This is a genomic window from Ruegeria sp. HKCCD9138 (assembly GCF_057220975.1).
The window spans coordinates 21,273-41,572 of record NZ_JBWVAZ010000010.1 but is presented as its reverse complement, the minus strand read 5'-3'; the positions used below and the strand labels follow the sequence as shown (position 1 = coordinate 41,572).

21 protein-coding genes are annotated in these 20,300 nt (G+C 58.3%); 10 read left to right on the top strand and 11 right to left on the bottom strand.

Annotation, left to right across the window (positions count from 1 at the left end; translation table 11 throughout):
• Positions 1-413: 413 nt before the first annotated feature.
• A complete protein-coding gene (locus AC2TEL_RS16220; protein ID WP_480905355.1) occupies positions 414-1,499 on the bottom strand; it encodes a polyamine ABC transporter substrate-binding protein in 1,086 nt (361 codons plus the stop codon).
• Positions 1,500-1,655: 156 nt separating this feature from the next.
• On the opposite strand from AC2TEL_RS16220, the gene AC2TEL_RS16215 reads away from it, so the two are divergent.
• Both AC2TEL_RS16215 and AC2TEL_RS16210 read left to right on the top strand, forming a co-directional pair.
• Positions 1,656-2,309, top strand: a complete 654-nt coding sequence (locus AC2TEL_RS16215; RefSeq protein ID WP_480905352.1) for a GntR family transcriptional regulator — start codon at positions 1,656-1,658, stop codon at positions 2,307-2,309.
• Positions 2,310-2,666: 357 nt separating this feature from the next.
• Positions 2,667-3,938 carry an adenylate/guanylate cyclase domain-containing protein gene (locus AC2TEL_RS16210; RefSeq protein ID WP_480905350.1) on the top strand — a complete coding sequence of 424 codons (1,272 nt, stop codon included), beginning with the start codon at positions 2,667-2,669 and terminating at the stop codon, positions 3,936-3,938.
• 105 nt (positions 3,939-4,043) lie between these two features.
• Here AC2TEL_RS16210 and AC2TEL_RS16205 read toward each other — a convergent pair whose 3' ends face one another.
• Complete coding sequence (locus AC2TEL_RS16205) at positions 4,044-5,360, bottom strand: lytic murein transglycosylase (protein WP_480905347.1); 1,317 nt, start codon at positions 5,358-5,360, stop codon at positions 4,044-4,046.
• Between the two features lie 62 nt (positions 5,361-5,422).
• The gene (locus tag AC2TEL_RS16200) at positions 5,423-6,136 is read right to left on the bottom strand and encodes a helix-turn-helix transcriptional regulator (protein WP_480841345.1); all 714 of its coding nucleotides are present in this window, start codon (positions 6,134-6,136) and stop codon (positions 5,423-5,425) included.
• On the opposite strand from AC2TEL_RS16200, the gene AC2TEL_RS16195 reads away from it, so the two are divergent.
• On the top strand, positions 6,135-6,917 hold the full coding sequence (locus AC2TEL_RS16195; protein WP_480905344.1) for a glutathione S-transferase family protein: 783 nt from the start codon (positions 6,135-6,137) through the stop codon (positions 6,915-6,917). The genes AC2TEL_RS16200 and AC2TEL_RS16195 overlap by 2 nt on opposite strands.
• Complete coding sequence (locus tag AC2TEL_RS16190; RefSeq protein WP_480905342.1) at positions 6,914-7,300, top strand: DUF1801 domain-containing protein; 387 nt, start codon at positions 6,914-6,916, stop codon at positions 7,298-7,300. Before AC2TEL_RS16195 ends, AC2TEL_RS16190 begins: the two co-directional genes overlap by 4 nt.
• On the opposite strand, the gene rnr is transcribed toward AC2TEL_RS16190, so the two are convergent.
• From rnr to dapE, 3 genes are read right to left on the bottom strand one after another with little or no spacing between them, the layout of a single operon-like run.
• The gene (gene rnr, locus AC2TEL_RS16185; RefSeq protein ID WP_480905339.1) at positions 7,291-9,549 is read right to left on the bottom strand and encodes a ribonuclease R; all 2,259 of its coding nucleotides are present in this window, start codon (positions 9,547-9,549) and stop codon (positions 7,291-7,293) included. The genes AC2TEL_RS16190 and rnr overlap by 10 nt on opposite strands.
• Positions 9,550-9,606: 57 nt before the next feature.
• On the bottom strand, positions 9,607-10,182 hold the full coding sequence (locus tag AC2TEL_RS16180) for a TIGR04282 family arsenosugar biosynthesis glycosyltransferase (protein WP_480905336.1): 576 nt from the start codon (positions 10,180-10,182) through the stop codon (positions 9,607-9,609).
• A gap of 3 nt (positions 10,183-10,185) precedes the next feature.
• Positions 10,186-11,337: a succinyl-diaminopimelate desuccinylase gene (gene dapE, locus AC2TEL_RS16175; protein ID WP_480905333.1), complete on the bottom strand. Its 1,152-nt coding sequence runs from the start codon at positions 11,335-11,337 to the stop codon at positions 10,186-10,188.
• 196 nt (positions 11,338-11,533) lie between these two features.
• Between dapE and AC2TEL_RS16170 the strand changes: the two genes are divergently transcribed.
• On the top strand, positions 11,534-12,592 hold the full coding sequence (locus tag AC2TEL_RS16170; protein WP_480905330.1) for a transporter substrate-binding domain-containing protein: 1,059 nt from the start codon (positions 11,534-11,536) through the stop codon (positions 12,590-12,592).
• Here the strand turns inward: AC2TEL_RS16170 and AC2TEL_RS16165 are convergent.
• Entirely contained in the window at positions 12,589-12,936 is a 348-nt protein-coding gene (locus tag AC2TEL_RS16165) for a hypothetical protein (RefSeq protein ID WP_480841359.1), read from the bottom strand. The two genes, AC2TEL_RS16170 and AC2TEL_RS16165, sit on opposite strands and share 4 nt — an antisense overlap.
• Positions 12,937-13,312: 376 nt before the next feature.
• Here AC2TEL_RS16165 and AC2TEL_RS16160 point away from each other — a divergent pair, with 376 nt between their 5' ends.
• Positions 13,313-13,711, top strand: a complete 399-nt coding sequence (locus tag AC2TEL_RS16160; RefSeq protein ID WP_480905328.1) for a hypothetical protein — start codon at positions 13,313-13,315, stop codon at positions 13,709-13,711.
• Positions 13,712-13,848: 137 nt separating this feature from the next.
• Here the strand turns inward: AC2TEL_RS16160 and dapD are convergent, their stop codons facing one another.
• From dapD to AC2TEL_RS16145, 3 genes are all read right to left on the bottom strand, one after another.
• Positions 13,849-14,676 carry a 2,3,4,5-tetrahydropyridine-2,6-dicarboxylate N-succinyltransferase gene (gene dapD, locus AC2TEL_RS16155; protein WP_480905325.1) on the bottom strand — a complete coding sequence of 276 codons (828 nt, stop codon included), beginning with the start codon at positions 14,674-14,676 and terminating at the stop codon, positions 13,849-13,851.
• Between the two features lie 154 nt (positions 14,677-14,830).
• Complete coding sequence (locus tag AC2TEL_RS16150) at positions 14,831-15,430, bottom strand: GntR family transcriptional regulator (protein WP_480905322.1); 600 nt, start codon at positions 15,428-15,430, stop codon at positions 14,831-14,833.
• Between the two features lie 44 nt (positions 15,431-15,474).
• A complete protein-coding gene (locus AC2TEL_RS16145; protein WP_480905320.1) occupies positions 15,475-16,392 on the bottom strand; it encodes a serine/threonine dehydratase in 918 nt (305 codons plus the stop codon).
• A gap of 79 nt (positions 16,393-16,471) precedes the next feature.
• Here AC2TEL_RS16145 and AC2TEL_RS16140 point away from each other — a divergent pair, with 79 nt between their 5' ends.
• Both AC2TEL_RS16140 and AC2TEL_RS16135 read left to right on the top strand, forming a co-directional pair.
• On the top strand, positions 16,472-17,314 hold the full coding sequence (locus tag AC2TEL_RS16140; RefSeq protein WP_480905317.1) for an LOG family protein: 843 nt from the start codon (positions 16,472-16,474) through the stop codon (positions 17,312-17,314).
• 3 nt (positions 17,315-17,317) lie between these two features.
• On the top strand, positions 17,318-18,415 hold the full coding sequence (locus AC2TEL_RS16135; RefSeq protein ID WP_480905315.1) for a cystathionine gamma-lyase: 1,098 nt from the start codon (positions 17,318-17,320) through the stop codon (positions 18,413-18,415).
• On the opposite strand, the gene AC2TEL_RS16130 is transcribed toward AC2TEL_RS16135, so the two are convergent.
• Positions 18,416-18,799, bottom strand: coding sequence for a hypothetical protein (locus AC2TEL_RS16130; RefSeq protein ID WP_480841373.1), 384 nt, complete (start codon positions 18,797-18,799; stop codon positions 18,416-18,418).
• A 160-nt stretch (positions 18,800-18,959) separates the two neighbouring features.
• Between AC2TEL_RS16130 and AC2TEL_RS16125 the strand changes: the two genes are divergently transcribed.
• Together AC2TEL_RS16125 and AC2TEL_RS16120 are read left to right on the top strand one after the other, a co-directional pair.
• The gene (locus AC2TEL_RS16125) at positions 18,960-19,886 is read left to right on the top strand and encodes a DnaJ C-terminal domain-containing protein (protein ID WP_480905556.1); all 927 of its coding nucleotides are present in this window, start codon (positions 18,960-18,962) and stop codon (positions 19,884-19,886) included.
• Positions 19,883-20,221: a hypothetical protein gene (locus tag AC2TEL_RS16120; protein ID WP_480905312.1), complete on the top strand. Its 339-nt coding sequence runs from the start codon at positions 19,883-19,885 to the stop codon at positions 20,219-20,221. Before AC2TEL_RS16125 ends, AC2TEL_RS16120 begins: the two co-directional genes overlap by 4 nt.
• The last annotated feature ends 79 nt before the right edge of the window (positions 20,222-20,300 follow it).

Genomic DNA, 20,300 nt, shown 5'->3' with positions numbered 1-20,300 from the left:
CCAGTGCCAATGACGCACTATTCGGCGGCGTCAGCCACAAGCAGCTGCTGATCAGCTATCAGCATTGCGGGCACTTCGGCTTATTCAATGTTGTCGGAGTTGTCGCGATTGGTCGTTGCCCGGGCTTCGGTAAAGCTAACGCCCGCAATGAAGTCCGCCATTCAGACAGAATTCGGGCTCTCATTGGTCTTGTCCGGTACCGCGACCTACATCCGATTACCGTGGTACATGACAAACAAATTTTTGGCGACCACGCGTTAATCAAACCCCATTGGGACGATCTGGATTTGGATCAGCAATTCACCGGCTGGCTATCCCACAGCGCGAGGGCAGCAATGCTCAGATCGCCGTTCGCACGACAGGCTGACGCGGCGGAGCAAGGCGGTATTGCCGCCTTGCTTGGATTATTTGGATCAGGTGCCCGATTTGATTTTGGTCCACAGACGTGTCACGACCCGTTGCGTTTTTGGCGGGTAGGGTGTTGTGATATAGAGGTTCTGCATGGTCGCTTCATCCGGGTAGATGGCCGGGTCACCGATCACGTCCCCTTCAAGGAACTCTTGCGAAGCTTTGTTGCCGTTGGCGTAGTACACATAGTTCGATGCAGCGGCCATGTTGTTGGCGTCCAGAATGAAGTTCAAGAATTGATGTGCGCCTTCGGGATTTGGAGCATCCGCGGGTATCGCCATTTGATCGAACCACATCAGCGAGCCTTCGGCGAACGGATGGTATTCGATGTTCACGCCATTCTCGGCCTCAACCGCGCGATCCCGTGCTTGCAGAACGTCACCTGACCAACCGACAGCGACGCATATGTCACCATTGGCCAGCGCGTTGATGTATTCCGAGCTGTGGAATTTCTGAATATGGGGACGGACGGCGGTCAGGACCTCTTCGGTCTTGCCGATCACGTCGGTGTCGTGGCTGTCGGGATCTTCACCGATATATTGCAATGTCATCGGGATGATCTCGGCCGGAGCATCCAGGAAATGTACTCCGCACGAAGCAAGCTTTTCGATGTTCTCCGGTTTCAGAACCAGATCCATGCTGTTCAGAGCGACGTCATCGCCCAGCACCTCCTTGACTTTGTCGACATTGACGCCAATGCCTGTTGTTCCCCACATGTAGTTGATCGAAAAGGCGTTGTTCGGGTCGTACCCGGCGGTGCGTTCCTGGATCACATCCCATAGATTCCCCGCGTTGGACAGTTTGGACCTGTCCAATTCCTGAAACGCTCCGGCCTGAATCTGGCGCTGAAGAAACGTTCCCGACGGCACCACCACATCATAGCCTGAACCGCCAGCAAGCATTTTGGTTTCCAGAACCTCATTGCTGTCAAAAACGTCGTAAATCAGGGTCAAGCCTGTCTCTTCCTCGAATTTGTTCAGCAGTTCTTCGTCGATGTAGTCGGACCAATTATAGACGCGCACTTCTTCGGCGAACGCAGCCGAAGCCCCCAATGCAACGGCCGCTGTCATCGTCAGCGTTTTGATGTTCATTTTTCTCTCCCTGAAGTTATGAGGTGTTTCCCTTGCAGCTTGATTTGATCAAGTTTTGCGTTTTCCCACGATACAGCTTATGGTTTCACGAGGTCCGAAAGCTGGCAAGTTAACACTACGGAAAACAGGGCAAACCAATTGAATTCGACTAATAATATGGCCTTGGCCTCGCAGGCGGATGCGCAGAAACAACCCGCGCACGAGCAAGTATATCAGACACTCAGGGCACAGATCATGTACGGCGATCTGGTGCCTGGTCAGCCCGTCACGATACATGGCCTGACGGATTCGCTTGGCGTCAGTATGACGCCTGTGCGCGAGGCGATACGGCGTCTGATCTCAGATGGTGCCCTGGTGTTCCAGGGCAATCGCAGGGTCAGTGTTCCGCTCTTGTCGAATGATGACATCGAACAAATGATTTTTGCGAGATTATCAATAGAAACAGAACTTTCTCGCCGAGCTGCCCAAAAAATGAAGCCTGCGGATGTGGATCATCTGGAACGCATAGACCAGCGGCTGGACCGCACAATCACCGATGGTGACGTCAGCGGATATCTGCGGCTGAACCATGAATTTCATGAAACACTTTACGCCCATGCAAATGCGCCGATCCTCAACGACCTGGCAGAACGGCTCTGGCTCAGGTTTGGGCCTTCTCTGCGCGTTGTCAGCGGTCGCTTCGGGACCCAAAGCCTGCCGGATCGACATAAGGACATCATCTCGGCCTTGCGCACCAAAGATGCCGAAATGGTTTCAAAGGCAACCGCGCAGGACATTGAACAAGGTATGGAACTGATGGTGGACGCGTAGACCTTATCTCAGCCGACTCGATTCGATTGACCGGGTTGAATTTGATCATATCGCAATTCGAAGCCACTATGGACCGACTGGTGAGACGTCCGGCAAATGGGCGGCTTGTTCCACTTTGCCCGATATCACTGCGTTGCCGGCAGGTTGTGGCCCGGTTCGAACCCGAAGCGGTCACCAACAAAAAGTTTCGCCAGAGGGCGTGCGGCACCCTGTTCTAGGAGTGAAGTAGTAGGTCGTGCTACAAATGCACAGATTGCTCGGATCATGGTCGCACATTCGCAATGCATGCAATCGCGTCCTGGATCCCATAGGCCGACTAATTCAAATCGCTTTTCTTCGACAGGGACGTGTTTCGGTATGATTGAGTTCGACAGGTCACCACTTTTGGATAGTGTCGCCACTTGGCTGATGCAGTGCGGCCTGCGCGACACCAAGGCTGAGGACGTCGTGCATGGCTTTGGCAACCGGCTTGTGTCCGCCGGAATTCCTGTCGTTCGGGTCAATGTCGGGGGAATGGTGCTGCATCCAATATTCGGCGCTTTGAACGTTCTTTGGACAGTCCGTGACGATCAGGCCAAGGCCGAACTCACACCCAGGGATCAACTGGACACACCCAGATTTCGCAATACACCTTTTTTCGAATTGGCATGCAGCGGGGACACGTTCCGGCGCTACAAGCTGGAGGACGGGCCCACCGAACCCGACTTTCCGATCCTTGAAGACCTTCGTTCGGATGGGCTGACGGATTATCTCGTGCTGTTTGAGAGCTATCAACGCGATGACACCAGTCGTTGGTCGGACTTTCCGCCGGGGATGGAAGGCGTCGTGTTGTCGATCACAACCCGGCGTATCGGAGGATTCAGCGATTCTGAAATCAACTATATTCGAGCGCTGATGCCTGCCCTCGCGCTGGTCATAAAAACTGCGAAATCACGAATTCTGGCGCAAGGTCTGCTGGATGCGTACCTTGGAAGTTACTCGGGCAACCGTGTCCTGGATGGCGTTATCGAGCGCGGGGACGGCGGAGCAATAGACTGTATCTTGTTCTATTGCGACCTTCGCAACTCAAGCCGAATGGCGGAAGACATGCCAATGGACAGGTATCTCGCGTTGATAAACGACTACTTTGACTGCACGGCCGGAGCCGTGGAAGACCACGGCGGTGAAGTCCTGAAATTTATCGGCGACGCAGTTATGGCGATCTTTCCGATCGACGAAAAATCTCGTCCCGCAGTCGACATGTGCCGGGCGGCGCTGTCTTCGGTGTTGGAATGCTTGGCGCGTGCGCAGGAAAAGAACATCGCATGGGAAGAGCACGGGGGCAGGATTGATTTTGGAATTGCCCTGCACCGCGGCTCGGTCATGTATGGCAATGTCGGCACGGAACGTCGGCTGGACTTCACCACGATTGGACCGGCGGTAAATCAGGTCAACCGACTGGAAGGGCTGTGTAAGTCACTACGAACACCCCTGGTTTTGTCCTCTGAATTTGCGGCAGATGTTTCAACTCGCCTTGAGCCTTTGGGACTTCACAAATTGGCGGGTATGACGCAATCAACGCAGGTCTTTACGCTCCCGGAATTTGCGCCTTCGGTCGAAAAAAGTGACACAGCCAGTCGAGTCAAATGATCGCCTTTTCGATCAGCATTCTGCCGCCCTGATCTGACACATCCAACGCTGAGGTCCGATTTATTCACGTAACGAACCAGCGCGGGATTGGGACATCATCCTCGGTCAACGCAAACGTTCCAGCAGTTTCAGGCTGGCATACCCATCAGGCAACAGCCCCTGCGCCAACTGGTATGAGCGCACGGCGCTGGTCGTGTTCGGACCGATGCGCCCGTCAATGCTCTGCGTGTCGTATCCGGCCTGAGTCAGGCGTGTCTGCAGCTCCTTGCGTTCGGTGAAACTCAGCCCGCGATCGCCGCGGGGCCATTCGGCTTGAAACGCGCCGCTTCCGGACAACCTGTCTGCAAGATGGCCAATCCCGATCACGTAGGCGTCGGCACCGTTGTACTTTTCGATCACTTTGAAGTTGTCAAAAATCATTAGCGCTACGCCCTGCCCACCCGCGGGCAACAGGATCGCGGCCTGACCATGATCCGGCACCGACGCACCGTTTGCAGCGACCACCCCACGTGCACCCCATTCAGATGGCATCAGCGTGTAATCGCGTCTGGCCGTGGCATAGTCGAACCCGTCCGGCAGACGCACTTCAACACCCCATGGCTGTCCCTTGGTCCACCCAAAGCGCGCCAAATAGGCCGCGGCGGAAGCCAAGGCATCGGTCGGATCATCCGACCAGATATCTCGCCGTCCGTCGCCGTCGAAATCCACGGCGTGATCCAGATAAGATGTCGGCATGAACTGTGTATGCCCCATCGCACCAGCCCAACTGCCAACCATATTTTCGGCACTTACATCGCCGGCTTGGACGATCCGCAAGGCGGCAATCAACTGGGTTTCAAAAAACGTCGCCCGCCGTGCATCGAATGCCAGCGTCGACAGCGATCGGATGGTCTGGTTGCTGCCCCGGTAGGTTCCAAACGACGTCTCCAATCCCCAGATCGCGGTCACAACTTCCTTTTCGACGCCATATTGCGCCTCAATCCGCGTCAGGGCTTCGCCATGCCTGCCCAGCCCGGCGCGCCCATCGGCGATGCGCGTGTCGGAGACAGCGGAATCAAGATATTCCCAGATTGGCTTTGAAAACTCGGCCTGATTGCGGTCTTTGTTTATGACCTCTCTGTCATAGGTAACCCCCGCCAGCGCCGCATCCAGTGTGCTCTGGCTGATCCCCTGCTCCCGGGCTCTGTCCCGGAACGCTCCGAGCCACGCCTGAAACCTTGCATTTCCTTCTGCTGACACGTGTTCCACCTTAGCCGTTGGCCGAAGAGCCGGCCGGATAGAAACCGTGACGTCTGCCGAAGCCAGCTGAGCCGAACCCGGCAGGTCCATGGGTTTCGACCCTGTTGATTTGTCTGTCGTTTCCGCCTGCACAATGGATGCCCATAATGCGGCGGTCATAACGCCACCTATGCATTTACGCATTCCGATTTTCCTGATTACTGCTCGGCAACAGGATAGCGCAGAACCGGCATTTCACAAAGCACTCAGGTCGTGTTTTCGTTGTCTTTCGCTTCCCGCTCAGCGCGAATGCGGGCCAGCGCCTCGCGCAACAAGGGCACTCGGTTTGGCCTAAAGCTTTCATCCGACACGGACATCTTGCGTATGCGGTCCAGCCTGAAGACACGGAAATCCTGCCGAAGATGGCACCAACTGATCAACACGCTGGCGCGGTCCATGTAGACAATGCTCAGTGGGTTGACCTTGCGCCGCGTATCGTCACCTTTGGCGTCCGTATACGCAAATTCGATCACGCGCTCGTCCCAGGTGGCTGAGCGCAGATTGGCGACGTCGATCGTCGGCTTGGCCGGTCGATCAAAGCGGGTTGCGGTCAGGACTGCATGGCTCAGACGATGGGACTGGCGTTGTGGTAAGCGGCCCTGCAACTTGCGCAACGCTGCGCTGGCCGCATCCGACAGTCCGGGATCGCCGATCGATTGCACCTCGCGCAGGCCAAGGACAAGCGCCTCAAGCTCGTCATCTGTGAACCCCAGAGGCGGCAGAGTGGCGTCCTCGACCAAGGTAAAGCCAAAACCGGCCTCTCCATCAATCACCGCGCCAAGGCTGCGCAGAGCATCGATGTCCCGGTGCACCGTGCGGGGCGAAACACCAAGATCCTGTGCCAGCTGCACCGACGTTTTCGGCGACGGACCAGAGCGGAGGGCTTGCATCAACTGAAAAAGGCGGGCGGTACGGGACATGACACAGACTAATCTAAACCTGATGACAGTTTCTGTCACTAGTCTGAACTATCCATGTGGCATCCCAACCACGGAGCCGACGATGCTGACCCTTCTGACCTTTCCCACTGCTTTTGGCCTGTTCAGCGCCAGCCCGTTCTGCGTCAAGACCGCATATATGCTTCAGCAATCCGGGCAGCGCTGGCGGCGGTCCGACATGCTGGACCCCCGCAAGATGCCGCACCAGAAACTGCCGGTGCTGCGCACACCGGAACGCCTGGTCCCAGACAGTGACCTGATTCGCGACTGGCTTGAGGCGCAGGGGGCCGATTTCGACAGGGGCCTGACCGATATACAGAAGGCGCAATCGCGCGCGTTGGTTCGATTGGCCGAGGAGCATCTGTATTTCCAGATTGTTCTGGACCGCTGGGGCAATGACGATGTCTGGCCAATCCTGCGGGACATGTTCTTTTCTGAAATACCCGCGCTGATCCGCCGTCCGGTAAGCAATTCCATTCGAAAATCCGTACTGACGGGTCTAAGCACGCAGGGTGTTTCGCGGTTTTCCTATGCAGAGCGAACAGAAAGGATCGAGCGCGACCTCGAGGCGATCTCAGCCTTTCTGTGGCAATCAACCTTTCTGATGGGGGATCACCCGACCTCGGCAGACATGAGCGTGGGACCAATGCTGGCTGCGATGCGTGCGACCCCGGCCGATACACCGCTGACCCGCCGTATCAAACAGGATAAGCTGCTGAACAGCTATGTGGACCGGATGGAACAGGCAATACCCCTGGCATGACACCGATTGACGACCCGGCAGTGAAGGCCGCCTTTGAGGCCTTTCCCAAGAGCACCCGCAAGGGCGCTCTGATCCTGCGGGAACTTGTTCTGCACACAGCGGGGTCAATACCAGACGCCCAGCCTTTGCAAGAGGCGCTACGTTGGGGTCAGCCTGCGTACCTGGCACCCAAAGGCTCCACGATCCGGCTGGGCTCCCACAAATCTGCGTCGTTTGCCTTGTTCGTGCATTGTCAGAGCCGGCTAATAGGCGATTTCACCTCAGCCTTTCCCAATGAGGACCGGATCGACGGCAATCGGGCCGTGCTGTTTGACGATCCGGACCAGATCGACGAAACCCGTCACGGCTGGCTGATTGCGCGGGCCCTGACCTATCACCTTTGACGGCGTTTTCGCTCGATCTTGCGCTTGATCTTGTCCTTTTTTCGCTTCGAACTCACTGCCTTTCGGCGCGTTGATCGCCCCGCCGGGCCGCGACTGCGCGGCAGCGCGTGATCTTCGATGGACAACAATTCCAGTTCCAGCCCACCGGTCACAGGGGTCGCTTCGGTCAGACGCACGGTGACACGCTGGCCGATGGCAATAATCAAGCCGGTGTCCGAACCCATCAGGGTTCCGGCCTCGCGATCGAAATGAAAAAACTCACGCCCCAGCGAGCGTACGGGAACAAGACCGTCCGCACCGGTTTCATCCATCTTCACGAACGCCCCGAACCGGGCGATGCCACTGATCCGGCCTGTGAACTCATTGCCCACGCGTTCGCTGAGATAGGCGGCAAGGTAGCGGTCGGTCGTGTCCCGTTCCGCCATCATCGAGCGGCGTTCGGTGTCCGAGATGTGGGTGGCGGTTTCCTCGAGCCTGTCGATTTCCTCTTCGGTCAGTCCGTCCTTGCCCCAGCCATGCGCCGAGATCAGCGCGCGATGCACAATCAGGTCGGCATAGCGCCGGATGGGCGACGTGAAGTGCGCGTAGTTCCGAAGCGCCAGCCCAAAATGGCCAAAGTTCTCGGGGTTGTAATAGGCCTGAGCCATCGACCGCAGCGTCGACAGGTTGATCAGTTCCGCATCTTCAGTCCCGGCGGCGGCGTTTAGCAATGCGTTCAGGTGGCGGGTTTGCAGCACCTGCCCTTTCGCCAGGTTGAGACCCGCTGCCTGCGCCGTTTCCCGCAGGCTTTCCAGTTTCTCGGGCGCGGGCTCCTCATGCACGCGAAACAGCAGCGGGCGGCGTTTTGCGATCAGTGTTTCAGCGGCGGCGACGTTGGCGAGGATCATGAATTCTTCTATCAGCCGGTGTGCGTCCAGACGTTCGCGGAACGCGACGCTTTCCACTTTGCCGGTTTCGCTTAACACGATCTTTCGCTCGGGTAAGTCCAGCTCCAGCGGCTGCCGCACTGCGCGCGCCTTCTTCAACGCGGCGTAGGCGGCGTAGAGAGGTTTCAGAACGGGCTCCAGCAAGGGTCCGGTCCGGTCATTTGAATTGCCGTCGATGGCCTCTTGCACTTCGGCGTAGTTCAGGGACGCAGCCGAGCGCATCAGCCCCCGTAGGAATCGATGGCCGATCTTGTTGCCTTCGGCGTCGATCTGCATCCGCACGGCGATACAGGCCCGCGGAACACCTTCATGCAGCGAGCACAAATCGCCCGACAGCCGGTCGGGCAGCATCGGCACCACGCGATCCGGGAAATAGCTGGAATTGCCCCGTTTGCGCGCCTCTCGGTCCAGCGCGGTTCCGGGCTGCACGTAAGCGGCCACATCAGCGATGGCGACCCAGATCACATGGCCGCCGGGGTTCTTCGGATCGTCATCCGCGTGCGCATAACAGGCGTCGTCATGATCCCGCGCATCCGAGGGGTCGATGGTCAGCAGCGGCATATCGCGCAGGTCTTCACGCCCCTTAAGTCCAGCAGGTTTGGCCTTGTCAGCCTCGGCAATCACCTTGTCGGGAAAATCGTCGGGGATGCCGTGCTGATGGATTGCGATCAGCGAGACAGCCTTGGGTGCCGACGGATCACCCAGCCGTTCCACAATGCGCGCTCGGGGCAGACCCATGCGGTTCTTTGGCCCGGCCTGTTCGGCCTCGACCAGTTCGCCATCCTTTGCGCCCAAAACCGCGCCATCATGGACCAGCCACTCGGTCTGGCCGGTCTTGTCGATGGGCACGATCCGCCCACCCTCGGCCCCTTTGCGAAAGATACCGACAATCTTACGCGGATTGGTTCCGATGCGGCGGATCAGGCGGGCCTCATAGTTGTGGTCTTCCTCGTGCACCACCGTCAGGCGGGCCAAGATGCGATCGCCCTCTCCCAGCGCAGGATCACTGGCGCGGGAGATGATCAGGACGATAGGCTCGACCCCTTCGCCATGCCACTCGAGCGGACGCGCAAAAAGGTCGCCATCCGCGTTCGGGGCCTTCACCTGCAACACGCTGACTGGCGGCAACCGATCCGGGTCGCGGTAACTGCGCTTGCGCTTTTCAAGATGCCCTTCGGCCTCAAGCTCCTTGAGGATACGTTTGAGGTCGATCCGGTCCGCGCCCTTGATACCAAAGGCCTTGGCGATATCGCGTTTCGAGGTCAGGGTGGGGTTCGCCGAGATCCAATCGAGGATCTCCTGCTTGGTGGGGATGCGAGTCATATCTTCGGCGTATCACGGGGATGCGACCGCGTCATGACCAAAAAGCGGCACTCAGCGTCAGGAATTCAGATCGGCCATGGTGTCAACATCCCGCAAATGATTCAACAATGCGACCCGGCAGCCCGGCACCGAAGCCAGCGTGTCCGCGAGCGCGTGTTCCGTCGACCATCGCACGCTGTCGAACAGGCCGGACGGTAACGCCTTGTAGCGCTGCGCCCCGACAAGCCAGTAGCCGCCGTCCGGCGCGGGGCCGAATACCATCTGAGCAGAACCCAAATACTGGAAGGCTTGCGCAACATGGTTGCGCGTGATGCCCGGAATATCGGCGCCGATCAGGCAAACCGGCCCTTTCGGTGCTGAGCGCAACATGCGCCCCATGCGATCCCCAAGGTCGCCCCTGCCCTGGGCGGCACGCGGCAGGTCGGTAGGCCAAACCCGGCTGCTCAGCCCTTCCCGGTCGGGCGAGACAGCCAGTAATAAATCCCAACGCGGATCGCGCAAGCGCCTGATCAGCGACCTGGTCTGATGCCGAAACCACCAGGCGGCATTGACCATGCCGATTTCCCGACCCAACCGGGTTTTGACGCGGCCCGGCCGAGGTTCCTTGACCATGATAATCAGAGTGCGTTGCATGGGTCAGGCAAAATAATCAGCCAGTATGCGCGCATAGATCGTCTTGAGCTGTTGTATCTGGGCTATTTCGACGCATTCATCGACCTGATGCATGGTGCGACCGACCAGTCCGAACTCTACCACTGGGCAATGGTTCTTGATGAACCGCGCATCGGATGTACCGCCGGTTGTCGACATTTCGGGCTGCACGCCGGTTTCAGCCTGAACGGCGCGTGCCACGAGGTCGGAAAGTTCGCCGGGCGGCGTCAGAAAGCTTTCACCTGAGATCTTGATTTTCGTTGCGACTTCGACGCCGAATTCTTCCGAAACCCGAGCCGCTTCGGCCGTCAACCATTCGCTGAGGCTGGCGCCGGAATGCAGATCGTTGAACCGGATGTTCACAGCCCCGCTGCATTGTGCAGGGATGACGTTGGTTGCGGGGTTTCCGGCATCGATGGTCACGACGGCCAGAGTTGAGGCATCAAAGTGCTTCGTACCGCGATCCAGCTCGTGGCTGGCCAGACGATCCATCAGCCGGGCCATCGCGGGCAGCGGGTTTTTGGCCCTGTGCGGGTAGGCGGAATGACCTTGCTCTCCGGTCGCAGTAAACCAAGCGGTCATCGAGCCGCGGCGTCCGATCTTCATCATATCGCCCATTTGGTTCGGACAGGTAGGTTCGCCGACCAGACAAGCGGTCATGCGTTCGCCAGATTGCTCCATGTAATCGAGCAAGGCCGTTGTACCGTCCAGCGCGTCCGCCTCTTCATCACCGGTGATCGTCAGGATTATGGCCCCGTCCGGGGGCGTATCGCGGACGAAGTCGATCGCAGCTGCGGCAAAGGCCGCCACGCCCGACTTCATATCCGTTGCGCCGCGTCCGTACATCACGCCGTCACGGATTTCGGCACCAAAAGGCGACATGGTCCACGCGGCTTGGTCGCCAACGGGAACGACATCCGTGTGGCCGTTGAATCCAAAGCTGCGCGGATGACCCTTTTGCCCCCATCGTGCGAACAGATTGGCGATGCCGCCCCGATCCACGCGGGTGCAAACGAACCCGGCCTCCGACAGAATGCGTTCCAGCAGGACCAGTGCACCGCCTTCTTCAGGTGTGACCGATGGGCAACGGATCAGCTCTGCGGTCAGCTGGACGGGATCGGTCACGGGATACCTCATGGAAGTGTTCAGGCCTTTGTTCGCGCACAGATTCAACGAATTGGCCGGATTGCCAACCCCAAGAGCCCAGATTGTGACCGCTAATCCGCCTTCGTTTCACATTGATACGCCAATAAAACAGGCAAGATGACCCCGCGACCGCCTTGCCGCGCAACCCGCAATTGCGTTACAGGGCCGCGAAACAGGTAAATAGACAATGATGCGCGCCCTCTTCGCTCTGATCTGCCTGACGTTCGCGGTTCTTGCACAGCAAAGCCAGGCTCAGTCCCTTACGGTCACCACTGTGACCCGCCCTCCGTTTTCATATGTGGAAGACGGGGCCGAGACCGGGTTTTCGATGGATCTGCTCGAAGCGCTGTCCGAGGCACTGGGTTGGAATTATTCCATCAACCGGGTCGAAGCGTTTGGGGAAATGCTGAGCGCCGTGCAGGACGGCAGCGCGGATCTTGCGATTGCAAATATCTCGATCACTGCCGCGCGCGAAACCCAGATGGATTTCAGCCAGCCGATTTTCGAGGCCGGGTTGCAGATCATGGTGCCCTCGGACGCGGCTCGCAGGCCGTCGCTGCTCCATGCATTGCTGTCACGTGAACTGTTTATTGCCATTGGCCTCGCTTTTGCCATCCTTCTGGGCGGCGGCATGTTGATGTGGGGTTTCGAGCGCCGCGCACAACCCTATTTTGACCGCAAGCTCAATGAGGCCTGGTTTCCGTCATTCTGGTGGGCGCTCAATCTGGTTGTGAATGGCGGGTTCGAAGAACGCATGCCGCGCACCCCGTTCGGACGCCTGTTGGGCGTGGTGTTGGTGGTGTCATCGCTGTTTATCGTTTCCGTGTTCACCGCACGGATCACATCGGTCATGACCGTCGATGCAATCAGCGGCAACGTGAACTCGGTCAATGATCTGTACGGCAAGCAGGTCGGTACCATCTCAAGTTCAACCGCAGCCAATTTCCTGAACCGACGCGAGATCGAGTTTGCCGGTTTTGACGATCTGGAAGGATTGCTTAACGCATTCACAAATGAAGAGCTGGATGCGGTCGTCTTTGACGCGCCGATCCTGTCGTATTTCGCCTCCCATGAAGGGCGCAGGGTCGCTTCGATGACCGGTGGCGTCTTCCTGCGCGAAAACTACGGCATCGCTTTCCCGACGGGATCACCCCTTGTTGAGGACGTCAATCAGGCCCTTCTGGCCCTGCGCGAAGACGGGACTTATGACGAGATTTACCGCAAGTGGTTCGGTGCCCGCAATTAGGCCTGCTCTTCATCCCCGAAAAATGGCGTCATCTGCGCGACGATAACCGCGTTTTCGTCCAAAGCTCGCTGCATCAGGGCCCGCTCATCGGGGTCGATGTCGTGACCCTGTGCTTCGCGCTCGGCCAGGGTGCCATAGCCAGTGACATCCAGCGGCGCGGTGTCAGCTTGTTTCAGGATGGCCACAGTTTCACGTACGGCTTCGGCTTCGTCCACGCCGGATGCGAAACACATCAACGCCGCCCCGGTCGCCCCTTCAGGCAACCCATCGCCTTCCTTGCGGCCGATCTGAACCAACAAGGTATAAACCTGCTGGCGCGAGGGTTTCTTGGTCTTCTTTTCCATGCCGTCTGCCTTACGTCCGCAAGATGAAACGGTCAACTCATTCAGCCATCTACCTACTTTCAGCGATTCGCAGGGGCGTCACCGATCAGGTTGTGCCATGTGTGTAGCGACACTCAGACTTGTGCAAAATGGACACAGCACGTCGATAAAAAATTCGCCAAGGGATTGACATCATATTTTGCAAGAATCCGGATGGTTGAAAACGGCATTAATTGGCCGGTATTTCTGCCCATATTGCGCGAATTTCGGCTGAACACGACATCACCTTTTCAAGCCGTTACTTGGTGAAATGAACAAAAATTAAGATGCGCACACTGCAATTTGATTTTTTGAGAAGGGAAGTTAGATGAGTATGTTGTCAAAATTCCTAACAATAATGGCAAGCCTTTTCGCGTTGGCCATGGCACCCGCAGCGCTGGTGTTGTCGGTGTTTTCCTCTGATGCCGCACATGCACAAGAGCAATCAGTCGCGGACGATGATGATGAGGACGGCGAATACGAAGGCGAGGCCGAGAACGAGGACGACGGCGAGTCTGAGGACGACGGCGAAGCCGAGGACGATGGTGAATCCGAAGATGACGGCGAGGCCGAGAGCAATGGCGCGTCCGAGAACGACGATGAGTCGGACACTGAAGGCCGTTCAGGCGAGGAAGAAGAGGAGAACACAGAAGAAGACGATGATGACGAAGAAGTAGAGGAAATCGAAGAAGACGATGATGGCGAGGAAGAAGAAGAGACTGAAGAAGAAGTAGAACGGCCGGGCGAAGACCGCTAACCAAAAAGGTTACTATGCCAAGCACGGCGACCTGATCAGAGCTTTGAAAGTTCGATTTCTGGTGTTTTCTTCCGCCAGCTGTCAAAAAGAAAGGCCGGGGCCACTGCGCACCGGCCTTTTTCCTTTGGTACAAAGTATCAGTCGCGCAGCAATTCGTTGATGCCTGTTTTCGAGCGGGTTTTTTCGTCAACCCGTTTCACGATTACCGCGCAATACAGGCTGACGTTGTTCTTGGACGGCATCGAACCGGCCACGACCACAGAATAGGGCGGCACTTCGCCATACATGACCTCGCCGGTCTCGCGATCGACGATCTTTGTGGATTTGCCGATAAACACGCCCATGCCCAGAACCGAGCCTTCGCGGACGATACAACCCTCGACCACTTCGGAGCGCGCACCGATAAAGCAGTTGTCCTCGATAATGGTCGGGCCGGCCTGCATCGGCTCCAACACACCGCCGATGCCGACACCGCCGGACAAGTGCACATTCTTGCCAATCTGCGCACAGGAGCCGACCGTGGCCCAGGTATCGACCATGGTGCCTTCGTCCACATATGCGCCAAGGTTAACGAAGGACGGCATCAGCACGACGCCCGGAGCGATATAGGCCGATTTGCGGACCACACAGTTCGGAACTGCACGGAAACCTGCGGACCGCCACTGGTTTTCACCCCAACCCGCAAACTTGCTGTCGACCTTGTCCCACCAGCCACCAACCTGCGGACCGCCCGACTGGATTTCCATGTCCTTGATGCGGAAGCCCAGCAGAACCGCCTTTTTGGCCCACTGGTTTACATGCCAGCTGCCGTTCTCCAGTTTTTCGGCCACACGCAGCGAGCCGCTGTCCAAAGCGTTCAACGTATCCTCGATCGCTTCGCGCTGTTCACCTGTTGTGGCTGGGCTGATCGTATCGCGAACCTCCCAGGCGGCTTCGATTGCGGCTTCCAGTTGCGCGTTGGACATGGGGCTACTCCCTGCAGAATCTGTTCACGTTGGTTTGGCCTATACGCAAGCAGGACCTATGGTGCAATGCGACGCAGAGGGCCCTGTTTACGTCAACATTCTGCCGCTGCCTAATAAGGCACCTTTGACGCGCGGATGATGTTGCAAAACGGGGCTAGCTGGCGCGACGAATGTGGCGCACCAGAATTGACGTCGCGGCTGCGGCGTCCTTGTTCTTTAGCGCCTGTATGATGGCGGCATGATCGGTATCGACGCGCTTCACCCATTTCGGGCGCCAATGCGCGAACAGATGCCGCGCACCGGCAATGTGCAGATCGTCGATCGTGTGCAAAAGACGCGGCAATGCGCAGGGCGTCAGTATTGTTCTGTGAAAGACACGGTTCCGAGCTTCCCAAACTGGCATGCTGTCGGCGGCGTCACAGGCGATCCGGGCGTCATCCGCCAGTTTCAAGGCAGCCGGAGTCATATTCTGCACCGAATGCTGAAGCGCCAGGGATTCCAGCGCGACCCGCATTTCGATCACCTCGCGCACCTCGGCCGGATCGAGTGCAGTCACCCGCATCCCGCGTCGGGGCGCGCTTTGGGCCAGCCCATGCGCTTCGAGCCGCAACAATGCCTCGCGCACTGGCACGTGGCTGGTTTCGAATGTGCGGGCAATATGGTCCTGGCGCAGCTTTTCTCCCGCCGCCAAATCACCCGTTACGATTTGCTGGCTCAGTTTTTCGTAGATCGTGTCGGCAATGGTCGCGTTCATGGATTATAGATAAAAAGCGCAACCTGTTTCCACAAGCGGATAATTCACCCGTCCAGCGGGTCCGGAGCAATATTTCCTCCGCACACCAAAACGGCCACGCGTTCGCCTGGTTCCGGCCGATATGCGCCGGACGTCAAGGCGGCCAATGCCGTCGCTCCGGCAGGTTCAACCAGAATGCGATGTGCTTGCCAGAGGGCTTTCTGCGCCGCCGCGATAGATGCGTCCGACACCAGAACCGAGGTCATCCCCTGCGCGAGGCCGAAACAGATGTTCCCGATCCGCCTCGCGCCCAGCGCGTTCGCCGCAATGCCGGATACTGTGACATCCACCGGCTCGCCCGCTTGCAGCGCCGCGTTCACGGCGCAGGAGGTTTCAGGCTCAACCGCCACGACTTTGCGTGCGCCCTGAAACCAGGCCAAGGCACCGGCGATCAAACCGCCACCGCCAACGGCGACCAGAACAGTGTCCGCCTGCAAACCTTGCGCATCCCATTCGGCAAAACACGTGCCCTGCCCGGCAACAGTAGCCGGCGCGTCATAGGCATGGATCTGCATCGCGCCGTTTTCTTCCTCATGTACTTTCGCCAGGGTCAGCGCATTGGCGTATTCACCGGAAACGACGCTCAGGTCCGCGCCAATACGCTCGATCAGGCCAATCTTGGACGGCCCGGCCAGTTCCGGCACGAATATCTTGGCCGGATGTCCCAACGCCCGGGCCGCAAAAGCAGCGGCGGCACCGTGATTGCCCCCTGACGCGGCCACGACGCCCGCCGCGGGCACCTCCATGCTGAGCAGTGTGTTGAACGCCCCACGTGCCTTGAAGCTGCCCGTGTGCTGCAAATGCTCCAGCTTCATCTCGACCGGGAAATCCAGGCCAAGCGCGGTACTCTCCATAACCGGCGTCTTCTGTGCATATCCGTCGACACGGTTTGCCGCCGCCAAAATTTCAGTCTTCCAATCCATTCTTGTCTTTCCGTGACTGGCACTCTGCCCGCGAACCCTATAGCTGTTTGGGAAACACGCAAGCAGGGATACTTCAACAATGAGAGAAGACCGCCTCAGCCCGTTCCGCGATGCGCAGACCGACCGTTCGACCGCAAGCGAGGTGCCGGATACGCCACAGACACGGTCCCCGGCCTATCGCCTCGCTTTTGCCGACGATGATTTCCTGTGCCGGGACGAATTGCGGCCGGTGCGTCTGCAACTGGAACTGCTGAAGCCCGAGATGATCATGAGCGAGCGCGAGATCACCTCGACCATCGTCATGTTCGGCGGCGCGCGCATTCCCGAGCCATCCCAAAAGCACACGGCTCGGACCGAGACTTTGGCCGGGCTGTCGAAATATTATGATGAGGCCCGCGAGTTCGCGCGGCTGATGACCGAGAAATCCAACCAGACCGGCTGCCGTGAGAACGTGATCGTCACGGGTGGCGGCCCCGGTGTGATGGAAGCCGGTAATCGCGGCGCGCAGGATGCGGGTGGCTGCTCGATCGGTCTGAACATCGTTCTACCGCACGAGCAGGCCCCAAACCTTTACGTGACGCCGGACCTCAGTTTCAATTTTCACTACTTCGCGATCCGCAAGATGCATTTCCTGATGCGTGCCCGCGCCATCACCATCTTCCCGGGCGGGTTTGGCACGATGGACGAACTATTCGAGTCCCTTACTCTGATCCAGACCGGCCGGATGGAGCGCGTGCCGTTCCTGCTGTTTGGTCGCGAATTCTGGGAGACGGTCATCAACTGGGCGGCACTGGCGGATGCCGGAACCATCTCGGACGAGGATCTGGACCTGTTCCGCTTTGTCGACACCGCTCAAGAGGCGGTTGATATCATCGAGAACTGGGAACCTGCGCCGCCACGCGACGAAATACCGGGGCGCTGAACCATGGCACCAAAACCCGGAGAGATGCTTCACTTGCGTGGCAACGCTTTGGGCAAGGGCGATCCCGTAGCGCTGCCGCTGACGCAAAGCAGCATGTTCCACCTGCCCGGAGCACCGGACGGATTTGCGACATATGGCCGTGTCGATAACCCGACATGGGAGCATTTGGAGCACGTTCTGTCCCACCTTGAAGACGCACCTTGCCTAACTTTCCCCTCAGGGATGGGGGCAATTTCTGCCGCTCTGTTTGCCACAGTCAAAGCCGGTTCACGCATTCTGATCCCATCGGACGGTTATTACGTAACCCGCCTGCTGGCTGACCGGTTTCTGGCCGGGTTGGGTGTCCTGGTCGAGGAACGGGCCACTACGGAGTTCTCGACGGGAGGATTTGAAGGGTTTGACGTTGTTTTTGTCGAAAGCCCTTCGAACCCCGGCCTCGACATGATCGACCTTGGATCAGTGGCCGAAGATGTCCGGGCAGCCGGTGGTGTCACGATTGCCGACAATACAACGATGACCCCCTTGGGCCAGCGCCCGCTGGACATGGGCATCGACATAGTTGTGGCCTCAGACACCAAGGCCATGGGTGGTCACTCCGACCTGCTGATGGGACATGTCGCCAGCCGCAATGCGCATATCATGGAACGGGTCGAAGAATGGCGGAAGGTTTCCGGGTCTATCCCCGGACCACACGAGGCATGGTTGCTGCATCGCGGGCTGGAAACGCTCGATGTGCGGTTTGACCGCATGTGCTCATCAGCGCAGGTTCTTGCAGAACGACTTGCGATGCATCCAGCGGTAAAACATGTACGCTACCCGGGCCTGCCCGATGACCGGGCGCACGCATTGGCCAAGGCTCAGACCGCTCGGTTCGGATTTCTGCTCAGCCTTACTCTGAACTCCGAGGAAAAGGCCGAGCATTTCATCAATGACTGCCGGCTTCTGCGCCCCGCCACATCCTTCGGCGGCGTCCACAGCTCGGCCGAACGCCGCGCGCGTTGGGGGGATGACGTCGATCCGGCCTTTGTCCGGCTGTCGGTCGGCTGCGAACCGGTTGAGGAGCTGTGGCAGTCTATCGAAGCCAGCCTGAACGGCTTGTAACTATTTCGTCGGACCACGCAGTTCCTTGAACACATAGATCGGCAGCACGACGCTGGCGATCAACGACCCCAGCCATACCAGCAATGTCGCCGCCAGCAGGTTGGAAATTCCGCCCACGGTCAGCCCCGTCGTAATAAGATCGGTCACCAGCAATCCGACGAACGTCACAATCAAAGCGATCCCGCCTTTAAGTGCGGGTGCTTTCTTTTCACCCAGTTTCAAGATCAAAGGCTCAGCCACCACCTGCACAACCGTAAAGACGATCACCACAACGATGAACGAGATCGGCCTGATCGCAAACCCCGCCAACAGAAGAGAAGCCAACAACAAACCAATTGCGTTCCCCGCCAGCAACGCCAATGCGGACTTAATTCTGCGCGTCATCCCTCGGTCTCCGTCAATTATCATCTCAAAACATGCAGATATTAGCAGGGCACCGGGAATTTGCGAGATAATTCAAACGCCTCTTCATTTTGACGTGTTGAAATCGCGTGATAGAACACATTCATCAAGATCAGACATGCCCCTGACCCACGAGTGTGAGATGAGCGACGATCCCTATTCCGTCCTTGGCGTCTCGAAGGACGCCAGCGACGCCGAGATCAAGAAAGCCTATCGGCGTATCGCCAAAGAGTGCCACCCCGACCTGAAGCCCGGAGATGCCGAGGCCGAGGCGAAATTCAAAGCGGCTGCGGCGGCCTATGATCTGCTCAAAGACCCTGAAACGCGGGCACGTTACGACAATGGCGAAATCGATGCCTCGGGTCAGGAACGTCCTCAGCAGCAATATTATCGCGACTATGCCGAAGCCGCCGGAAATCCCTATCGTTCGGGCGCAACCTATGGCGACCCGGAGGACATGTCCGACATCTTCGCTGAGTTCATGCGCGGGCGCGGGGGGTTCAGTGGGCAGCGCACTCATGAGTTTCATGCGCCGGGTCACAATCTGAACTACTCGCTGCAGATCAGCTTTCTGGATGCCGTCTTTGGCGCCAGCCAAAAGCTGACCCTACCCGACGGAGACCGGATTGAAGTCAAGATCCCTGCCGGCATCACCGATGGCCAGACCATCCGGCTGCGCGGCAAGGGCGCGCCGGGTTATGGCGAGGGTCCACCGGGCGACGCCCTGGTGACTGTTTCCGTCGCCAAGCACCCGGTTTTCGACCGTCGGGGCGATGACATCCATATTACGCTGCCGATCACGATTGACGAAGCCGTGCTGGGCGGAAAGGTTCCCGCCCCGACAATTGATGGCGGTGTGAACGTGACTGTCCCGGCGGGTACCAGCAGTGGCAAGACCCTGCGGCTGCGCGGCAAGGGGGTGAAGAAGCGTGGCTCCTCCAAACGCGGCGATCAGCTGATCGAACTAACCGTCACCATGCCAGACAAGATCGATGATGAGCTGAAGCAATTCATGGAGACATGGCGCGACACACACCGCTATGATCCGCGGAAAGGAATGCCGTCATGACCCTGACCGAAGAGGAACTGATCGATACCATCGCCCGCCTGACGTCGGACCGGCTGACCGAGTATCTGGCCGCTGAAATCGTAATCCCCGAGCAATCGGAACAGGGGCTGGTTTATCAGAGCATCGACGTTGCGCGGCTGGAGCTTGCCTGCGAATTGCATGACCAATACGACATGGAGGCTGACGCCCTGTCGATGATGATCTCACTGATCGATCAGATGCACGGGCTGCGCGCCGAGTTGCGCGAAGTTCTGAATGCGGTTGGTAAGCAACCCGAGCCGGTGCGTCAGCAACTGATCGAGGTGATTGGAGCGGCGCGGTTCAGTCGCAGGTAACACTGGACTGCATGGCAGGTTTGCCCTTTTGGACTCGAGGGAACTGCCGTAGAAGGGCCCATTGATCCAGAGCCCGGTA

What these genes read in the sequence shown, in the direction of transcription:
- AC2TEL_RS16210 (WP_480905350.1), top strand. Translation starts at nt 2,667, where the DNA reads ATGATTGAGTTCGACAGGTCACCACTTTTGGATAGTGTCGCCACTTGG.
- AC2TEL_RS16215 (WP_480905352.1), top strand. Translation starts at nt 1,656, where the DNA reads ATGGCCTTGGCCTCGCAGGCGGATGCGCAGAAACAACCCGCGCACGAG.
- AC2TEL_RS16160 (WP_480905328.1), top strand. Translation starts at nt 13,313, where the DNA reads ATGGCAAGCCTTTTCGCGTTGGCCATGGCACCCGCAGCGCTGGTGTTG.
- AC2TEL_RS16140 (WP_480905317.1), top strand. Translation starts at nt 16,472, where the DNA reads ATGAGAGAAGACCGCCTCAGCCCGTTCCGCGATGCGCAGACCGACCGT.
- AC2TEL_RS16170 (WP_480905330.1), top strand. Translation starts at nt 11,534, where the DNA reads ATGATGCGCGCCCTCTTCGCTCTGATCTGCCTGACGTTCGCGGTTCTT.
- AC2TEL_RS16165 (WP_480841359.1), bottom strand. Translation starts at nt 12,936, where the DNA reads ATGGAAAAGAAGACCAAGAAACCCTCGCGCCAGCAGGTTTATACCTTG.
- AC2TEL_RS16130 (WP_480841373.1), bottom strand. Translation starts at nt 18,799, where the DNA reads ATGACGCGCAGAATTAAGTCCGCATTGGCGTTGCTGGCGGGGAACGCA.
- rnr (WP_480905339.1), bottom strand. Translation starts at nt 9,549, where the DNA reads ATGACTCGCATCCCCACCAAGCAGGAGATCCTCGATTGGATCTCGGCG.
- AC2TEL_RS16200 (WP_480841345.1), bottom strand. Translation starts at nt 6,136, where the DNA reads ATGTCCCGTACCGCCCGCCTTTTTCAGTTGATGCAAGCCCTCCGCTCT.
- AC2TEL_RS16145 (WP_480905320.1), bottom strand. Translation starts at nt 16,392, where the DNA reads ATGGATTGGAAGACTGAAATTTTGGCGGCGGCAAACCGTGTCGACGGA.
- AC2TEL_RS16220 (WP_480905355.1), bottom strand. Translation starts at nt 1,499, where the DNA reads ATGAACATCAAAACGCTGACGATGACAGCGGCCGTTGCATTGGGGGCT.
- AC2TEL_RS16120 (WP_480905312.1), top strand. Translation starts at nt 19,883, where the DNA reads ATGACCCTGACCGAAGAGGAACTGATCGATACCATCGCCCGCCTGACG.
- AC2TEL_RS16180 (WP_480905336.1), bottom strand. Translation starts at nt 10,182, where the DNA reads ATGCAACGCACTCTGATTATCATGGTCAAGGAACCTCGGCCGGGCCGC.
- AC2TEL_RS16135 (WP_480905315.1), top strand. Translation starts at nt 17,318, where the DNA reads ATGGCACCAAAACCCGGAGAGATGCTTCACTTGCGTGGCAACGCTTTG.
- dapD (WP_480905325.1), bottom strand. Translation starts at nt 14,676, where the DNA reads ATGTCCAACGCGCAACTGGAAGCCGCAATCGAAGCCGCCTGGGAGGTT.
- AC2TEL_RS16125 (WP_480905556.1), top strand. Translation starts at nt 18,960, where the DNA reads ATGAGCGACGATCCCTATTCCGTCCTTGGCGTCTCGAAGGACGCCAGC.
- AC2TEL_RS16205 (WP_480905347.1), bottom strand. Translation starts at nt 5,360, where the DNA reads ATGCGTAAATGCATAGGTGGCGTTATGACCGCCGCATTATGGGCATCC.
- AC2TEL_RS16150 (WP_480905322.1), bottom strand. Translation starts at nt 15,430, where the DNA reads ATGAACGCGACCATTGCCGACACGATCTACGAAAAACTGAGCCAGCAA.
- AC2TEL_RS16190 (WP_480905342.1), top strand. Translation starts at nt 6,914, where the DNA reads ATGACACCGATTGACGACCCGGCAGTGAAGGCCGCCTTTGAGGCCTTT.
- dapE (WP_480905333.1), bottom strand. Translation starts at nt 11,337, where the DNA reads ATGAGGTATCCCGTGACCGATCCCGTCCAGCTGACCGCAGAGCTGATC.
- AC2TEL_RS16195 (WP_480905344.1), top strand. Translation starts at nt 6,135, where the DNA reads ATGACACAGACTAATCTAAACCTGATGACAGTTTCTGTCACTAGTCTG.